The organism is Rhizobium sp. 862_C5_N1_2 (genome assembly GCF_051811205.1).
Taxonomy (GTDB): domain Bacteria; phylum Pseudomonadota; class Alphaproteobacteria; order Rhizobiales; family Rhizobiaceae; genus Rhizobium; species Rhizobium leguminosarum.
In genome coordinates, this window is record NZ_JBPWPT010000001.1 from 1,604,893 (window position 1) to 1,621,004 (window position 16,112).

The 16,112-nt window shown below is 61.0% G+C and carries 16 protein-coding genes; 8 read left to right on the plus strand and 8 right to left on the minus strand.

Translation table 11 applies throughout. The annotated features are described in order from the left end of the window. Window positions 1-14: 14 nt before the first annotated feature. The 5 genes from ACD590_RS08130 to ACD590_RS08150 form a co-directional block, all read right to left on the minus strand. A complete protein-coding gene (locus ACD590_RS08130) occupies window positions 15-1,283 on the minus strand; it encodes an MFS transporter (RefSeq protein ID WP_028732146.1) in 1,269 nt (422 codons plus the stop codon). Window positions 1,284-1,764: 481 nt separating this feature from the next. Continuing rightward, window positions 1,765-3,045 carry a CmpA/NrtA family ABC transporter substrate-binding protein gene (locus ACD590_RS08135; RefSeq protein WP_439002405.1) on the minus strand — a complete coding sequence of 427 codons (1,281 nt, stop codon included), beginning with the start codon at window positions 3,043-3,045 and terminating at the stop codon, window positions 1,765-1,767. Window positions 3,046-3,079: 34 nt separating this feature from the next. Next, a complete protein-coding gene (locus ACD590_RS08140) occupies window positions 3,080-3,667 on the minus strand; it encodes an ANTAR domain-containing response regulator (RefSeq protein WP_018241751.1) in 588 nt (195 codons plus the stop codon). Window positions 3,668-3,801: 134 nt separating this feature from the next. Beyond that, entirely contained in the window at window positions 3,802-4,431 is a 630-nt protein-coding gene (locus tag ACD590_RS08145; protein WP_439002406.1) for a glutathione S-transferase family protein, read from the minus strand. Window positions 4,432-4,438: 7 nt separating this feature from the next. After that, window positions 4,439-4,804 carry an ArsR/SmtB family transcription factor gene (locus ACD590_RS08150; protein WP_018241752.1) on the minus strand — a complete coding sequence of 122 codons (366 nt, stop codon included), beginning with the start codon at window positions 4,802-4,804 and terminating at the stop codon, window positions 4,439-4,441. Between the two features lie 219 nt (window positions 4,805-5,023). On the opposite strand from ACD590_RS08150, the gene ACD590_RS08155 reads away from it, so the two are divergent. The 6 genes from ACD590_RS08155 to ACD590_RS08180 are packed head-to-tail and all read left to right on the plus strand — an operon-like array spanning window position 5,024 to window position 10,851. Continuing rightward, window positions 5,024-5,884, plus strand: a complete 861-nt coding sequence (locus tag ACD590_RS08155; RefSeq protein WP_439002407.1) for an ABC transporter substrate-binding protein — start codon at window positions 5,024-5,026, stop codon at window positions 5,882-5,884. Window positions 5,885-5,898: 14 nt separating this feature from the next. Next, window positions 5,899-7,029 (plus strand): LLM class flavin-dependent oxidoreductase, encoded by a 1,131-nt coding sequence (locus ACD590_RS08160; RefSeq protein WP_018241754.1) that lies wholly within the window; start codon window positions 5,899-5,901, stop codon window positions 7,027-7,029. Window positions 7,030-7,053: 24 nt separating this feature from the next. Then, entirely contained in the window at window positions 7,054-8,886 is a 1,833-nt protein-coding gene (locus ACD590_RS08165) for a TRAP transporter large permease (protein WP_018241755.1), read from the plus strand. Window positions 8,887-8,899: 13 nt separating this feature from the next. Beyond that, on the plus strand, window positions 8,900-9,898 hold the full coding sequence (locus tag ACD590_RS08170) for a TRAP transporter substrate-binding protein (RefSeq protein ID WP_439002408.1): 999 nt from the start codon (window positions 8,900-8,902) through the stop codon (window positions 9,896-9,898). A 42-nt stretch (window positions 9,899-9,940) separates the two neighbouring features. Further along, entirely contained in the window at window positions 9,941-10,195 is a 255-nt protein-coding gene (locus ACD590_RS08175) for a hypothetical protein (RefSeq protein ID WP_246724224.1), read from the plus strand. Further along, the gene (locus ACD590_RS08180) at window positions 10,192-10,851 is read left to right on the plus strand and encodes a peroxiredoxin (RefSeq protein ID WP_439002409.1); all 660 of its coding nucleotides are present in this window, start codon (window positions 10,192-10,194) and stop codon (window positions 10,849-10,851) included. The genes ACD590_RS08175 and ACD590_RS08180 overlap by 4 nt, the downstream gene beginning before the upstream one ends. A 103-nt stretch (window positions 10,852-10,954) precedes the next feature. On the opposite strand, the gene ACD590_RS08185 is transcribed toward ACD590_RS08180, so the two are convergent. Beyond that, window positions 10,955-11,725: a gamma-glutamyl-gamma-aminobutyrate hydrolase family protein gene (locus ACD590_RS08185; protein WP_018241758.1), complete on the minus strand. Its 771-nt coding sequence runs from the start codon at window positions 11,723-11,725 to the stop codon at window positions 10,955-10,957. 174 nt (window positions 11,726-11,899) lie between these two features. After that, complete coding sequence (locus ACD590_RS08190) at window positions 11,900-12,622, minus strand: glutathione binding-like protein (RefSeq protein WP_018241759.1); 723 nt, start codon at window positions 12,620-12,622, stop codon at window positions 11,900-11,902. 171 nt (window positions 12,623-12,793) lie between these two features. On the opposite strand from ACD590_RS08190, the gene ACD590_RS08195 reads away from it, so the two are divergent. Both ACD590_RS08195 and ACD590_RS08200 read left to right on the plus strand, forming a co-directional pair. Next, entirely contained in the window at window positions 12,794-13,786 is a 993-nt protein-coding gene (locus ACD590_RS08195) for a lytic transglycosylase domain-containing protein (RefSeq protein ID WP_439002410.1), read from the plus strand. A gap of 80 nt (window positions 13,787-13,866) precedes the next feature. Next, window positions 13,867-14,823, plus strand: coding sequence for an NAD-dependent epimerase/dehydratase family protein (locus ACD590_RS08200; RefSeq protein ID WP_439002411.1), 957 nt, complete (start codon window positions 13,867-13,869; stop codon window positions 14,821-14,823). A gap of 20 nt (window positions 14,824-14,843) precedes the next feature. Here the strand turns inward: ACD590_RS08200 and ACD590_RS08205 are convergent, their stop codons facing one another. Beyond that, entirely contained in the window at window positions 14,844-16,109 is a 1,266-nt protein-coding gene (locus ACD590_RS08205; protein WP_439002412.1) for a glycerate kinase type-2 family protein, read from the minus strand. Between the last annotated feature and the right edge of the window lie 3 nt (window positions 16,110-16,112).

The window sequence follows — 16,112 nt, forward strand, 5'->3', positions numbered from 1 at the left end:
TTCCAGGTCCTTGATCAGGTTGCAGCCAGGGGCGCCGAGTGCCCTTGGCGCGACAGTTGCTTGACGGACAGGTGCATCCAGATGAGAGAGATCACGACGATCGCAAAGAGCAGCAGGAAACAGCTGGACCAGAGGCCGGTCATGTCTTTGAGGAGGCCAAAGGCGATCGGAAGGATGAAGCCGCCAAGGCCGCCCATCATCCCGACGATGCCGCCGACTGCGCCTACGTTTTCTGGGTAGTAGGCCGGAATGTGCTTGTAGACGGCAGCTTTGCCGAGGCTCATGAAGAACCCGAGCACGAAGATGACGACGATGAAGATGACGGGGGTGATACCGAAGGCCGGACCTGTCCCGGCCCCAGAAGCAGCCGGCAGCGAAAGGATGAGGGTGGCCACGGCCGATACGGCAAGCATCGTATACATCACGCTGCGCGCGCCCTTCTTGTCCGACAGCACGCCACCGAAGGCGCGGAAGATGCTGCCCGGGATGGAGTAGGCGGCCGCGATCATGCCGGCGGTTTCCAGGTGGAAGCCGTAGACGCCGACCAGATAGCGCGGCAGCCACAGCGACAGGGCGACGAAACCGCCGAAGGCGAAGAAATAGTAAAGCGAGAAGCGCCAGACCTGGACGTTCTGCAGCGGCGCGAATTCCTCGGCAAAACTCTTGGTGGCGACGCGGCGTTCGCGGCGGAGACGGTAGGCCGGATCATCGGTGGTGGTGAACCAGAAGACGATTGCCATCAGTGCCAGACAGACGGCCCAGATCTCGGCAACCGCCTGCCAGCCCCATGCGAGCAACACGAAAGGCGCAGCGAATTTGGTCACAGCCGCGCCGACATTGCCGGCCCCGAAGATGCCGAGCGCGGTTCCCTGCTTCTCAGCCGGGAAGAAAGGCGAGACATAGGCGACACCGACCGCGAAGGAGCCGCCGGCGAGGCCGACGCCAAGGCCGGCGATCAACATCTGCGTATAAGTCTGGGCGTAGGAGAGCAGGAAAGTCGCCAATGCGGCGGCCAGCATGGTGAGCGTGTAAACGAGACGGCCGCCGTAGCGCCCCGTCCAGATGCCAAGGACGATGCGCACGAGCGAGCCGGTCAGCACGGGGGTGCCGACCAGCAATCCGAACTCGGCCTCGTTCAGCCCGAGATCCTGCTTGATGCGAATGCCGATGATCGCGAAGATCGTCCACACGGCAAAACAGAGGGTGAAGGCTACAGTGGAGATCCACAATGCTTTGGCTGGTTCGCCGGCCGACATGGGCTGTGCTTTCTCGATGACAGACATAACTTCTCCGGGGCCCGACAAGGTCGTGCCGATCCATCGCTGAGGGTTAAAACAAAAAGCCGCTGGTCAGGACGCGCATACACGAGGTGCGCGAAATATCCTGATCAGCGGCTTTGCTGGTGGCGCCCGCCGTTGGACGCCGAATTCTTGGGCCTTCTAGCCCTGTTGCCTGGAAGCAATCCGTATGCCGGCTTGCTCAAGCTTAGATTACATCTTCGATCTGAAGGGGTAACCTCTGTGTCTCCTATGAGCGCCTATCGCGCGCTCATTCTGCGCTGATCGCCATTGACCGGTGCAATAATGGTAATGCAAACCGCGTGCCAGTTTGTTGTCACTTCTGCAAGCCATTGAATGTAAATCATATTATTCAAAAATCTGACGGATGCATGTTTTTCAGGCCGCCATCAGTCGTGCAAATCTTTTGTGCGCTTGTTGTGAGGCAGGCAGATCCTTGCTGGCGTTTTGTGCAGGCCGGCGTCAATCAGGCCTCGTCGTCGGACATGAAGGGCAGGGCGCTTTTAACGGCAAAGCCTGCGACATAATCAGGCAACCTGGCCGGGTCGAAGACGTGGCCGTCCATGAAGCGGTCGCCCTCGTCGCCGCCTTCGATGCGGATATCGGCATCGTCGGGTGCGTTGCCGTCGCCGAGAGCCGTCCGGTAGAGATCCGGGCGGTAGGCGGATGCTGCGGCCCTTGCCATGTTAAGGCTGACCTCGGCCTGTCCCCAGCGGATCATCTGGCTGTAAATCCACAGCGCATGGCTTGGCCGGGGATAATTGGCGAAGCCGGAATGGAACATGAAATAATCGGTGATGATGCGGCGGTTACCTTTTGCGTCGAGGCTGAATTCGCCGGCGAGCACACGGCGAATAATCTCGACGGGGGCAGCGATATAGCGCGGGTCGGCTAGAGCTGCCGCCAGCGCGTCGTGATTTTCCGGCCGGTCGCACCAGCGGGCTGCCGCGTCGAGGGCCACGATCAGCCGGGAAACGGTTTCCGGATGGCTTTCCGCCCAGTCCGGCCGCATGCCGATTACCTTTTCCGGTGCCGACGGCCAGATATCCTGTTTGGCGGCGACGATGCGGCCGACGCCGCGCTCCGAAGCGACCATGTTCCACGGCGCGCCGACGCAGAAACCGTCAATCGCACCGGCTGCCAGCGCATCCGAAGTCATGGGCGGTGGCACCACGACAAGCCTGACATCCTTGTCGGGGTCGATGCCGCCGGCCGCCAGCCAGTAGCGGAATTCGTAATTGTGCGAGGAGAAAGGATAGGTGACCCCGAAGGTCGGCAGCGGCTCGCCGCGGGCCTTCATCGCCGCCAATGTTTTTGCCAGGGCGCGGGCATTGTCGAGCGCGCTTGCCGTTTCCGGCAATCCCACGTCATTCCGCATCCTGTCGAAGAACCGCGTCGACAGCGTGATCGCGTTGCCGCCGCGCCCCAGCGAAAATGGTGTGATCGTCGGTGAGGGATTGGAGCCGAGACCGAGCATGGAGGCGACGGGCATCGGCGACAGCATGTGGGCGATGTCGAACTGGCGGAATGCCAGGCGGTCGCGCACATTCGCCCAGGAGACGTCCTTGACGAGATCGAGCGTCAGGCCTTCCTTCCTTGCGAAGCCGAATTCCGCCGCCGCAATCAGCACCGATGCATCGACGAGCGGAATGAAACCGGCCCGCAGCACTTTCGGTCCTTCGTTGTTCACCCGCACGAGGGAGGGCAGCTCGCCGCCGGAGTTGGAGGTCGTTGTCATCATATCCACTCCGGTTTCCTCCGGAAATTCATCAGGTCGGCCATTACATCAACAGCCCCGCGGCAGTGACGACGCTCTGGGCGATTTCCGACATCTTCTTCTTTTCGTTCATCGCTGTCTGGCGCAGCAGGGCGAAAGCCTCTTCCTCGGAGAGGCCGCGCATCTTCATCAATATGCCCTTGGCGCGCTCGACCAGCTTGCGTTCCTCCAGCGCGGAGCGGGCATCGGCAAGTTCCCGCCGCAGCCGGTTGAAGGCATTGAAGCGGCTGACAGCCATGTCGAGGATCGGTTTGACGCGTTCCTTCTTCAATCCGTCGACGATATAGGCCGAGACGCCGGCATCGACGGCAGCCTCGATCGAGGCCGTGTCGGAGCGATCGACGAACATGGCGATCGGGCGGCTGACGGTGCGCGTCAGCTGGAACAGGTGCTCCATCATGTCGCGGTTGGGATTTTCGATATCGATGATGATCACGTCGGGCATCAGCGTTTCGATGATTCGCGCGATGCCGTTGACCTCATGGACCACGGTGACGCGCACATGCCCTGCCTCGCGCAGGCCTTCTTCGATGATGGAGGCGCGAATGGCATTTTCGTCGATCACCAGAATTGTCAGATCGAGATGCGTCATTGCTATATTCATGACGCAGTGCAGCAAATTTAGCAAGGCGTCCGCCTGAAAAATGTGCAAAAAGAGGTATGTGCAAAAATTAATCAAATTGCCGAAATTTCGGGCTGGATCAATACGCCACGTCGGCAAGGTCTTCAGGGCTGCGGTATTTCGGATGTGAAATGCGGAACATCATAGCCGCGCTTGACCTGTGGCCGCGCCGCAAGCCTGAGATACCATCGTTTGACGTTCGGGAATGCATTCAGGTCGATCTCGTGGCGCTTAAAACGGGATACCCAAGGCCAGACCGCCATGTCGGCGATGGAATAATCGTCGACGAGATAGTCGCGGCCTTCGAGCCGCGCGTTCAGCGTCTCGTACAGGCGGCGGGTGTCCCTGCGAAAGAGATCCTCCGCGAATGGCGCTTCGCCGCTGTTGTAGGTCAGGAAATAATGGGCGTGACCGAGCGTCGGCCCGACCCCCCCCATCTGCCACATCAGCCATTCGATCGTGTGATGCCGGGCGGCACCCTGCCGGGGTAGGAAGCGGCCGGCCTTTTCGGCGAGGTAGAGCAGGATGGCGCCGGATTCGGCAAGCGTAATGCCGGTCTCGTGATCGATGATAACAGGAATCTTGCTGCCCGGATTGATGGCGAGAAAATCCTGCAGGAATTGGTCCCCCTTGGTGATGTCGATCGCATGGGGGCGATAGGAAAGGCCAAACTCTTCGAGTGCGATGGATACTTTGAGCCCGTTCGGCGTGATCCAAGTATAGAGGTCGATCATCCCAGGTTCAATCGAACATCATTTCGTCGACCGGCAGCTTCGTCATTCCGAAGCGCCCGGTGACATCGTCGAGGCCAGAGAACATGTCCCGCAGAGTTTGCACGATCGTCTCGACGCGCGGGTCAATGACGCGATAGACGATCGCCTTACCGTCGCGGCGTCCTTCGATCACACCGGCCTCGCGAAGCTCGCTCAACTGCTGGGAAAGCGTCGGCTGGCGGATACCGAGTTCGTCCTCCATCGCCGAGACCGGGGCTTCCGTCTCCATCAGATAGCAGACGATCGCCAGGCGGTTGGCATTGGCGATCAGCTTCAGCAATTCGCTGGCTGCGCCGACATCGCGGCAGACTCTTGAGGAAACGGGCTTCGTCAACGGTATCGTCCTTGAAGGTTCTATAAAAAAGTAAAGTGACGGCGCTGAATTTTCAACTCCGGCTCGCTCACTTCGCTCGATCTGGTAAAAGATTTCATTGCCTATCGATTTTATGGGATTTCAAAGGCGATTTTCTCCTGCTGACGACAATCGCTTCCTCGCAGTCAATTTATAAAAAAGTAAATTGACTGCTATGAGCCACGTTATCGGTCGCACAGAATGAAAATTGGTGTTCATCCCAATAACCTGCATCTTCGTCTCGCGCGGCTCTGGCCCGGCGCCTTTGTCGATCTGCAGCCGATATTCGTCTCCTATGCCGAAGGCCGCGATACCGGGGCGCTGCTGGAAAGTGGCGACATCGATCTCGGCGGCACCGGCTCGACGCCGCCGATCGAGGCGGATATGCGCGGGCTCGGCGTCGAATATATCGCTGCCTCCGCGCCGCGCCCGGCCAACGGCGCTATCTTCGTCAGGAGCGACAGTCCGATCGGCTCCGTCGCTGAGCTGAAAGACCGCCGGATCTCGCTGGTCGACGGTTCGTTTCACACCTATTTGCTGGCCCGTAGCCTCGAAGGTGAGGGGATGAGCCTGCCCGATGTTGAGCGGGTCGAAAGCGGCGCGCGCGACTCGCTCGCCGATCTGCTCGAAGGGCGTGTCGATGCCTGGGTCGCCATGTCGCCGCGTCTCGAAAAGGCGCTGGAGCGCGACGACGTCAGGTTGATCGTCCGTTGCGGCGCGGCCATTCCCAACCGTTCTTTGTTCTGGACATTGGAGCGGAACGGCCTTTCGGCGGCGGAAATTCGGGCGGTCGTCTCCGAACTCAGCCGGATCGGTAACGAGATCGCTACCGATCCACGCACTGCTGCCAGACTTCTTGCATCGGGCGACCGCGGCGGATCTGGCGACCGCGGCGGAACGGATATCGATGCCTGGGAAAAGGTGGTGCGCTCGCGCGACTTCACGGTGTTTCCGATCGACGACGAGATCATTGCCGAACAACAGGAAGAGGCCGACACGCTGCTGCGTCACGGCCACTTCGCCAAGCCCATCGTGCTGAAACGCCCGGAAATGACGAAATAACAAGGAATCGGGAGATGAACGTTTTCTGGTACATGTGCGCACCCGACGGCGCCTATCCCTGGCAGCCGGAAGGCTCACGTCAGGTCGACTACGGCTACTACAAGCAGCTTGCCCAGGCCTATGACCATCTGGGTTACACCGGCGCCCTGTTTGCGACCGGCGCCCACGACGTCTGGGTGCTGGCGAGTGCGCTGCTTGCTCACACCGAGCGGCTGCGATTTCTCGTCGCCATCCATCCCGGTCTCGTCGCGCCGACATTGCTTGCCAAGATGGCGGCGACCTTCCAGGAGTTCGCCCGCGGCCGGCTGCTGATCAATGTCGTCTCCGGCGACGCCAAGATGCTCGGCGCTTACGGGATGATGTTGCCGCATGACGAGCGTTATGACATGGCGGACGAATATCTGCAGCTCTGGCACCGGCTCTTTGCCGGCGAGAGCGTTACCCATCAGGGCAAGTATTTCTCGACGGACGGCGCCAAGCTCGCCTTGCCGGTCGGCGAGAGCATCGCACCGCCGCCGCTCTGGTTCGGTGGCTCCTCGGATAAGGCGCTTGAAGTCGCGGCGAAACATGTGGACACCTATCTCTCCTGGGGCGAGACGCCCGCCCAGATCGGCGAGAAGGTCGAAGCGGTAAAGGCGCGGGCCGCCCACTACGGCCGTGAACTGGAATATGGCATCCGTCTCTACGTCATCGTTCGCGACACCGACGAAAAGGCCTGGGAGGCGGCGGCCGATCTCTATGGCCGCATGGATGATGCGGCGATCACCGCCAACCAGCGTTTCGTCGCAAGAAGCGATTCCGTCGGTCAGCAGCGCATGACGGCCTTGCACGGCGGCCTGAAGCCGGAAAATCTGCGCGATCTCGAAGTTGCACCGAACCTCTGGGCCGGCATCGGCCTGGTCAGGCCCGGCCCCGGCACGGCGATCGTCGGCTCTCCGGATACGGTTCTGCGCACGCTCGAAGCCTATCAGAAGGCTGGTGTCGATACTTTCATTCTTTCTGGCATGCCGCTGCTTGAGGAAGCCTATCGTTTCGGCGAAAAGGTGCTGCCGCGGCTCGATGTCAGCAGGGAGGTCTCGAAGGCGCGCAACTACACTTGGTCGACGCTCTTCGATCGCGATCTTTCGACCGTCAAGAATGCCTGATCCTCTCGCCAGAAGGTAAGTTTCGTGGCCACCAGTGAATTTCATCCGATCGAACAGGCCGCTCCGGACACCGGGGTGGCAGCGCGCCTGCTGCGGGCGATCGAGGCGATTCTCGGCATTGCCGCGGCACTTGTTCTCGCCGTGCTGCTTTTTATGGTGCTCGTCACAGTCTGCCTGCGCTATTTCTTCAGCGCCGGCTTCATCGGTGCCGAGGATCTCGGCATCTGGCTGCATGTCGGCCTGATCGCCCTTGGCGCGCCGCTCAGCCTCAACAGCGCGCTTGCCATGCGCCTCGACGTTTTCGTCAGGATACTGCCGGAAGGCCTGCAGAAGGTCTCGCGGATCGGCGCCGATGTCTTCACCGTGCTCTCGGCGCTGATCCTGAGTTTTGGCGGCAGCGAGATCATGACGATGCTCGGCGGTGTCTCGCCGACGCTCGGCGTGCCGGAATGGATCCGCTTCGGCTTCCTCGGCGCCGGCGGCGCGCTGATCCTCGTCGTGCTGCTTCTGCAGCGCATCGCCGAAGGCAAGCTCCTGCCGGCTGCTCTCTCGCTTGCCGTGGGGGTCGCGCTCTATGCCGGTATCCCGCATGTCGCGCTCGATCTCGACTGGCCGCCGAGCATCTTCCTCGGACTTATTGCGGCAATCGGTCTCGTGCTTGCTGCGCCGCTGCCGCACGCCTTTCTTGCCGCAGCCTATGTCGTCATCGCCTTCGGCAGCAGCCTGCCGGAGCCGGCGATCGTTTCCGCGACCGTCACCGGCATCTCGAAATTCCTGCTGCTCGCCATTCCCTTCTTCCTGCTTGCCGGCGGCCTGCTGACGGCCTCCGGCGTCGCCAACCAGCTCGTGCGCTTCGCCGCCGCCATGGTCGGCCATCGCCGGGCAGGGCTGGCGCAGACGACGCTCTTGACCAGCGTCCTTTTTTCCGGCGCCTCCGGCTCGTCGGTCGCAAATGCCGCTTTCGGCGCGTCGACCTTCCAGCCCGAACTGGTCAAACACGGCTATCGGCCGGCGCAGGCGGCGGCGATCATCGCCTCGACATCGGTTCTCGACAACGTCATCCCGCCGTCGATCGCATTTCTCATCCTTGCGACGGCGACCAATCTTTCCGTCGGCTCGCTGCTCGTCGGCGGTTTCTTTGCCGGCGGGCTGATGGCCATATGCCTGGCAGTCGCCATCCATCTGACGGTCAGCGAACAGGTGCCTTTGCCGCGCGCAAACGCGAGACAGCGCTGGCAATCGGCAGTCCAGGCTATCCCAGCCTTCGGGCTCGGCATCATCGTCGTCGTCGGCATCCGCATCGGCATCGTCACGACCACGGAAGCGGCTGCGCTTGCTGCTTTCTACACGCTGCTGCTCGGCATCGGCGCGCGGCTCGGCATTCTCTCGCTCTATGCCGCCTTTCGCCAGGCAGCAGTTGAAGCGGCGGCAATCGGTCTCCTCATCGGCACGGCCGGCCCCTTTGCCTTCCTGCTGGCTGTCGACGACGTGTCCGGGCTGATCTCGCATCTGACGACGGCACTCGGCGGCAGCGCGCTTGCGGTCATCCTGCTGTCGAACGTCATCCTGCTGGTTGTCGGCCTTGTTCTCGATATCGGCGCTGCGATCCTGCTGTTCGGCCCGATCCTGCTGCCGGCAGCTGTTGCCGCCGGCATCGATCCCATTCAGTTCGGGGTGATCATCGTCGTCAACCTGATGATCCACGGACTGACGCCGCCGCTTGGCATGCTGATCTTCGTCGTCAGCGGCGTCACGCGCATTCCCGCCTCGGAACTCTTCCGGGCGGTGGTTCCCTATCTGCTCGCTCTCCTGGTCTCGCTCGCAATCCTTTGCGCCTGGGCCATCATCTTCTCGTAAACAGGACAACCCCATGGATAATTTCAATCGACGCCATTTCCTGAAGACCGCTGCTCTCACCGGAACGGTGCTTGCAGCGCCCGCTTTCGTCCGCACCGCCGCCGCCCGCACGACGACGATCACGATCGCTTCGCTGCTCGGCGACGACAAGCCGGAAACGAAGATCTGGGTGAAGATCGGCGAACTGGTCGAAGCGAAGCTGCCCGGCCAGTTCAAGTTCAATATCGTCAGGAACGGTGCGCTCGGCGGCGAGAAGGAAGTGGCCGAGGGCGTGCGCCTCGGCTCCATCCAGGCCAGTCTCTCGACGGTCTCGTCGCTCTCCGGCTGGGCGCCGGAACTGCAGATCCTCGATCTGCCCTTCCTCTTCCGCGATGCCGACCACGTGCGCCGGACTGTTGGTGGTGATGTCGGCGCCGATCTCAAGCAGAAACTGCAGGCGCAGAATTTCGTCGTCGGCGATTTCATCAATTACGGCGCCCGCCATCTCCTGACCAAGGAACCGGTGACACGGCCGGAGCAGCTCAAGGGTAAGCGCATCCGTGTCATCCAGAGCCCGCTGCACACCAAGCTGTGGAGTGCATTCGGCACGACGCCGATCGGCATTCCGATCACCGAGACCTATAATGCGCTCGCAACCGGTGTCGCCGACGCGATGGATCTGACCAAATCGGCCTATGCCGGCTTCAAGCTCTATGAGGTCGTGCCCGATATGACCGAGACCGGCCACATCTGGGCATCCGGCGTCATCTATTATGCCTCGACCTTCTGGGCCGGCCTCAACGACGAGCAGAAGGCGGTATTCCAGCAGGCTTCCAGCGAAGGGGCCACCTATTTCAACCAGCTGATCGTCGACGACGAGTCCAAATCCGTCGAGACGGCGCTTGCCAACGGCGGAAAGCTCTTGAAGCCGGAAGCCTTCGAGGAATGGCAGAAGGGCGCCCAGGGTGTGTGGGACGATTTCGCACCTGTTGTCGGTGGCATCGACAGAATCAAATCCGTCCAGGCCGCCTGAGCAAGAGGCAGGGCGGTTCGCCTGCAGCTTTTGACGGGACCGATGGAAAAACCATCGGTCTCTTCATCGCGCGCACTTGCCGGAAAAATAATGCCGGAGCAGGCCGGAAATCGAAAGAGCATGCCTTCGGTGATCGTGATATATAACTTACTTAAAATCCAGGAATGGGAAGTCTTTGCCTTCGGCCGGCGCGATCCTGTTGACCGCAATCTCTCGACCGCTTCCGGCGGACGGATCCCATGGCCTCGATTTGAGACGAAAAACATTGAACACAAGGCTTTGGAGGGCCGACCATGAGCTTACGCATCAACGATATTGCCCCCGATTTTACCGCCGACACCACGCAGGGACCGATCAGCTTCCATGAGTGGATCGGCAGCGGCTGGGCCGTCCTGTTCTCGCATCCGAAGAATTTCACGCCTGTTTGCACGACCGAGCTCGGCGCCATGGCCGGCCTTGCGGGAGAGTTTTCCAAGCGTGGCGCCAAGATCATCGGCATCTCCGTCGATCCTGTGGAAAGCCATGCCAAGTGGAAGAACGACATCAAGACCGCCACTGGCTTCGACGTTGAATATCCCCTGATCGGTGACAAGGACCTTAAGGTCGCCAAGCTCTACGACATGCTGCCGGCCGGCGCCGGCGAGAGCTCGGAAGGCCGCACGCCTGCCGACAACGCGACGGTGCGTTCGGTCTTCATCATCGGTCCCGATAGGAAGATCAAGCTGATCCTGACCTATCCGATGACGACGGGCCGCAATTTCAATGAGATCCTGCGCGCCATCGACTCCATCCAGCTGACGGCCAAGCACCAGGTGGCCACACCGGCGAACTGGAACCAGGGCGAAGACGTCATCATCACTGCCGCGGTTTCCAACGAAGACGCGATTACGCGTTTCGGCTCCTTCGATACGGTTCTGCCCTATCTCCGGAAGACCAAGCAGCCGACCGCCTGATCCGGCTCCCGAACCTCTACAGAGCCGTCGCGAAAACATCTTCGCGGCGGCTTTTCTTTGTGGTGCTGATAGCGGTGAAGTGTCGGCCGTAACCGATCGAACCTTAGGTGATGGCTTTGCGGGCTCTCACAGCGTCGCCGAATGCCTGAAACAGCGCACGATTCACAGGGTTGGTTTGCGGATCGTATTCGGCGTGCCATTGCACGCCGAGCGCAAATCCCGGCGCGTCTTTGAACCGTATCGCCTCGATCGTCCCGTCCTCGGCAATTCCTTCGGCAACGACCCTCTCGCCAAGTTCGAGGATGCCCTGTCCATGTAGCGAGTTCACCCGGATCGTCTCTCGGCCGAGAATGCGCGCAAACATCCCGTCCTGGATAAGTCGAACATCGTGACGATCGCCGAAAACGATGGCGGGGTCGGGATGGATTTCGCCGGTCTCCAGGCGCGGCATTCGGTGGTTCATGCGTCCTGGCAATTCCCGGATTTCAGGATGCAACGAGCCGCCGGCGGCGACGTTCATTTCCTGAAAACCGCGGCATATACCGAAAACAGGAACGCCTTGCGCAACACAGGCTTCAATCAATGGTAGCGCCAGCCCGTCACGATCTTCATCGTAAGGTTCGTGCTTGGGATCAGGCACCATGTTGAAGCGGCTGGGATGGACATTAGCTCTGGCGCCCGTCAGCAGAATGCCGTCGACGACAGCCAGCAGATCCGCGATATCGGCTAGTTTAGGATTGCCGGCAAACATCAGCGGCAAGGCTTCGGCAACATCGGCCACTGCTCGCAGATTATTTTCTCCGACAAGCTGGGCCGCAAAGCGGCTTTCGACGATGCGGGCGTTCCCGATGATGCCGATTACAGGTCTCGTCATTGCTGGCCACACCCCAAGTCGCAACGCCAGCTGCTGCCCAAACCGTCAAGATCCGCGGGCAGGTGATCTGCAACGACGCGAAGCGGGAACCGGCCTTTGGCTGGCTGCGGGCCCGGTTGTCACTATGGATATCCTTTGCCGCAATGACGGTGCAAGAGCTATCGCAGCCGATGCTCAATCCGGAACGGGAAGGGCGCGCTGGTTGTAGAGGATCTTGCGGATGCGCGCCTGCTCCTCTTCGGAGAGCTTACTGTTGTCGGTGCCAAGATCGGCGCCGACCGCCAGGCCGCGTTGGACACCAGGCCGTGCGCCGACCTCCTCGAACCATCGCTTGAAATGCTTGAACTCGTCGATGTCCTGACCCTGTGCCTGCCAGTTGACGGTCCAGGGATAGCTGACGATATCGGCGATGGTGAATTCCTCACCGGCCAGATAGCGCCGGTCGCGAAGCCGCATGTTGAGAACGCCGTAGAGGCGGTTGGCTTCGTCCGTGAAGCGCCGCACCGCATAGGACTGGTCGCCTTCGCGATCGCCAAGGCGACGGAAATGACCGGCTTCGCCGAGTTTCGGCCCCTGGTTCGCCATCTGCCAGATCACCCATTGCGTGACCTCGTATTTGCCGCGCAGATCCTGCGGCCAGAATTTACCGGTCTTCTCGGCGAGATAGAAGAGGATCGCGCCGGATTCGAACACGCTCAACGGACCGTCGCCATCGGCAGGCTCGTGATCGACGATGGCCGGCATGCGGTGATTGGGGTTGAGTTTGAGATAATCAGGTTTGAATTGGTCGCCCCGGCCGATATTGACCGGCACCAGCCGGTAGGGCGTGCCGGTTTCCTCCAGGAAGATCGAAACCTTCTTGCCGTTCGGCGTCGGCCAGTAGTGGAGATCAATCATCTGCTTATCCTCGTTCGCTTAGATAGTCCTGGTGAAGAGGATGACGCTGCGACCGTGGCAGGTCGAATATATCTGTTCCAAAATTGCTGGCGAAATTAGAAACCTGGTGCAGAGAGGGAAATGGGGGAAGCTTCCTACCCGTATCGATGGTATTGAGAATTCAGCGTCGCGATGGAAGTTCGAACCCGCCGAGATCCGATGATAGGCCGGAAATGTCAGTCCGACATGGGGAGGAGATCGGCGAAAGCCATGCTTTCGCTCTGCCTTCTGTTTTCCCAACTAGACACGGTAAGGGCCCAGCCGGAAGGAAGCGCTGGGGCGCCGGCCTGTCTCTATTCGGGGACTTCGGCGTCGGAATCGGGTGAGACGCTTTGCATCCGTAAGGACAGTTTCAATCGAGACCTTTGCGTCGCGATCGAGCATTTCGCCAGCGCCAATCAATTGCCGCCGGATTATTTCGCCCGTCTCATCTGGCGGGAAAGCACCTTTCGCCCCGATGCAGTCAGCTTCAAAGGAGCGCAGGGCATTGCGCAGTTCATGCCCGGAACGGCGAAACTGCGCGGTCTTGAAGACAGCTACCAGGTGTTGGAAGCCCTGCGGAAATCGGCTCAATATCTCGACGAATTGCGCAATCGTTTCGGCAATCTCGGCCTTGCCGCCGCCGCCTATAATGCTGGCGAAAACGGACTTTCCTCTTACCTAACGTCAGGGAGATTACCTTACGAGACACGCGGTTACGTCCTGGCAATCACCGCGCATACCATCGAGGAATGGAAGGATAATCCTCCGGAAGATGCGGCTGCCCCGCTCGACAAGGACAAGTCCTTCCTCGATGCTTGCGTGGCGCTTGCGAAGAGACGGACGTTGAAGGACACGCCCTGGCGTCAGGAGGGTGAATGGGCGCCCTGGGGCGTCCAGCTTGCGGCGAATGCGAATGTCGCGGTAGTCAGGCGCATGTTTCTCGATGCAGTGCAGGATCTGCCCGCGCCCCTGAATGCGGAGCAGCCGCTGATCCTGCGCCAGCGCGATCGCAGCTTTGGTTTTCGCCCGCGTTATGCTGCCCGCATCGGCCGGCAGACACGCCTGGAAGCCAACGACCTCTGCAACCAGATCCGCAAACAGGGCGGCACCTGCCTTGTTTTCAGGAATAGCGGGCCTGGTTGAGCCGAATTGATCACGAAAAGTCTGCTTGCAGGATCAGCTAAGCGCAGCGTATTCGACACGGAAATGCAAAGGGAGGAGCGATGATGCGGGTTTTGGTAATCGGGGCAACGGGCCATGTCGGAACCTATCTCGTTCCCCGTCTGGTGGAAGCCGGCCACGACGTCGTTACGATCAGCCGCGGCACGGCAAAGCCTTATACGGCAAACCACGCCTGGGCTGCCGTCGATCAGCGTCAGATGGATCGGACAGCCATGGAGCGGACGGGTGATTTCGGCCCGGCCGTGCGTGGTGTGAAAGCCGATATCGTCATCGACATGATCTGCTTCTCGCTGGAAAGTGCCGAGCACCTGGTGACGGCGCTATCGGGGCATGTCGGTCATTTCCTGCATACCGGCACGATCTGGACGCACGGCCAGCCGACAGCCGTGCCGACACTGGAAGAGGCGCCGAAATTTCCCTTCGGCGAGTACGGCACGCAGAAGGCGGCGATCGAAACCTATCTGCTGCAGCAGGCAAGGCTGCGCGGATTTCCGGCAACCATCATCCATCCCGGCCATATTGTTGGTCCCGGCTGGGCGCCGCTCAATCCGGCCGGCAATTTCAACCTGCAGGTCTTTTCGACCCTTGCCCGCGGAGAGGTCCTGGCGCTGCCCAATTTCGGCCTTGAGACCGTTCATCACGTCCATGCCGATGACGTGGCGGCGATGTTCATGGATGCGATCGCCAACTGGAACACGTCGACCGGCGAAAGTTTTCACGCGGTTTCGGAGCAGGCATTGACCCTTCGCGGCTATGCCGAATCAATGTCTCGCTGGTTCGGGCACGAGCCGAAGCTCAGCTTCGCGCCATTCGACGCCTGGGCCGAAGGTCAGACGGCTGAGGATGCGAAGGCGACATGGGAACATATCGCCCGCAGCCCGAATTGCTCGATCGCCAAAGCGAGGCGCCTGCTGGGTTACACCCCAAGATACACATCCCTGCAGGCAGTGCAGGAATCGGTCAGCTGGCTGGTCGGGCAGGGGCGGATCAAGACCTGATCCGCCATCGCCGCCGGATCCTAACGGATCAGAATAGCCCTGAAATCATTGACGTTGGTTCCGGTCGGGCCGGTTTCAAAGAGATCACTGGTGGTCGCAAAGCCAGAATAGCTGTCATTGCCGTCGAGCAGCCGGCGCGGATCGAGCCCGGCGGCGCGAAGGCGCCTTGCCGTGCCGCCATCGGCAAAAGCGCCGGCATTATCCTCCGAGCCGTCGATCCCGTCCGTGTCGGCGGCGAGGATATGAATACCCTCCTGTCCGTCGATCGCAAGCGCCATGGCGAGCGCGAATTCGCCATTGCGTCCGCCCTTGCCACCCTTGGCTCTCAGCGTCACCGTCGTCTCGCCGCCGGAAAGGATGACGACCGGCTTGGAAAACGGCCTGTTGCGGCCCAATACCTCGCGGGCAATCGCCGCATGCACCAGCGCCACGTCGCGCGATTCCCCCTCGATCGCATCCGAAAGGATCGCCGTCTCGATCCCCTGCGACTTCGCCAGTGCGGCCGCCGCCTCCAGCGAAACGCCGGCGGAGGCGATGATGTGATGCGCGTGCCGTAAGAATACCGGATCGTCCGGTCGCGGTGCATCGGCCTTCGGCGAGTTCAGATGGTCGAATGCGGCCTGCGGCAGCTGCAATCCGTATTGCCTGATGATCTCGAGCGCATCGTGCCGTGTCGAACCATCAGGGACCGTCGGCCCGGAGGCGACATGGGCAGGGTTGTCGCCGGGAATGTCGGAGACGATCAGACTGACGACCCTCGCTTTGGTCGCTGCTGCAAGTCTTCCGCCCTTGATGGTGGAGAGATGCTTGCGCACGACATTCATTGCCGAAATCGGTGCGCCCGAGGCAAGCAGCATTTCGTTGAGCGCAATCTCATCTTCAAGGGTCAGCCCGTCCGGCGGGGCGGGCAGCAGCGCCGAGCCACCGCCGCAGATCAGCGCGATCACCAGATCGTCTTCCGTCAGCCCGTTCACCGTCTCCATCAGCCGCTTTGCGGCGGCAAGGCCAGCCGCATCCGGCACCGGATGGGCGGCCTCGAAGATCTCGATGCCGCGTGTCTCGCAGCCATATCCGTAGCGGGTGACCACCAGACCCTCGAGCGCTCCGTCCCAGACCCTTTCGAGCGCCCGCGCCATCTGCGCCGCGCCCTTGCCGGCGCCGATCACCACGGTCCTTCCCTTCGGCCTATCAGGGAGGTTCGCCTTGATGCCAGTCAGCGGATCGGCGGCGCGAACCGCCGCGTCGAACAGGCTTTTCAGAAAATCGCGGGGAGCTGATATCGTCATCGG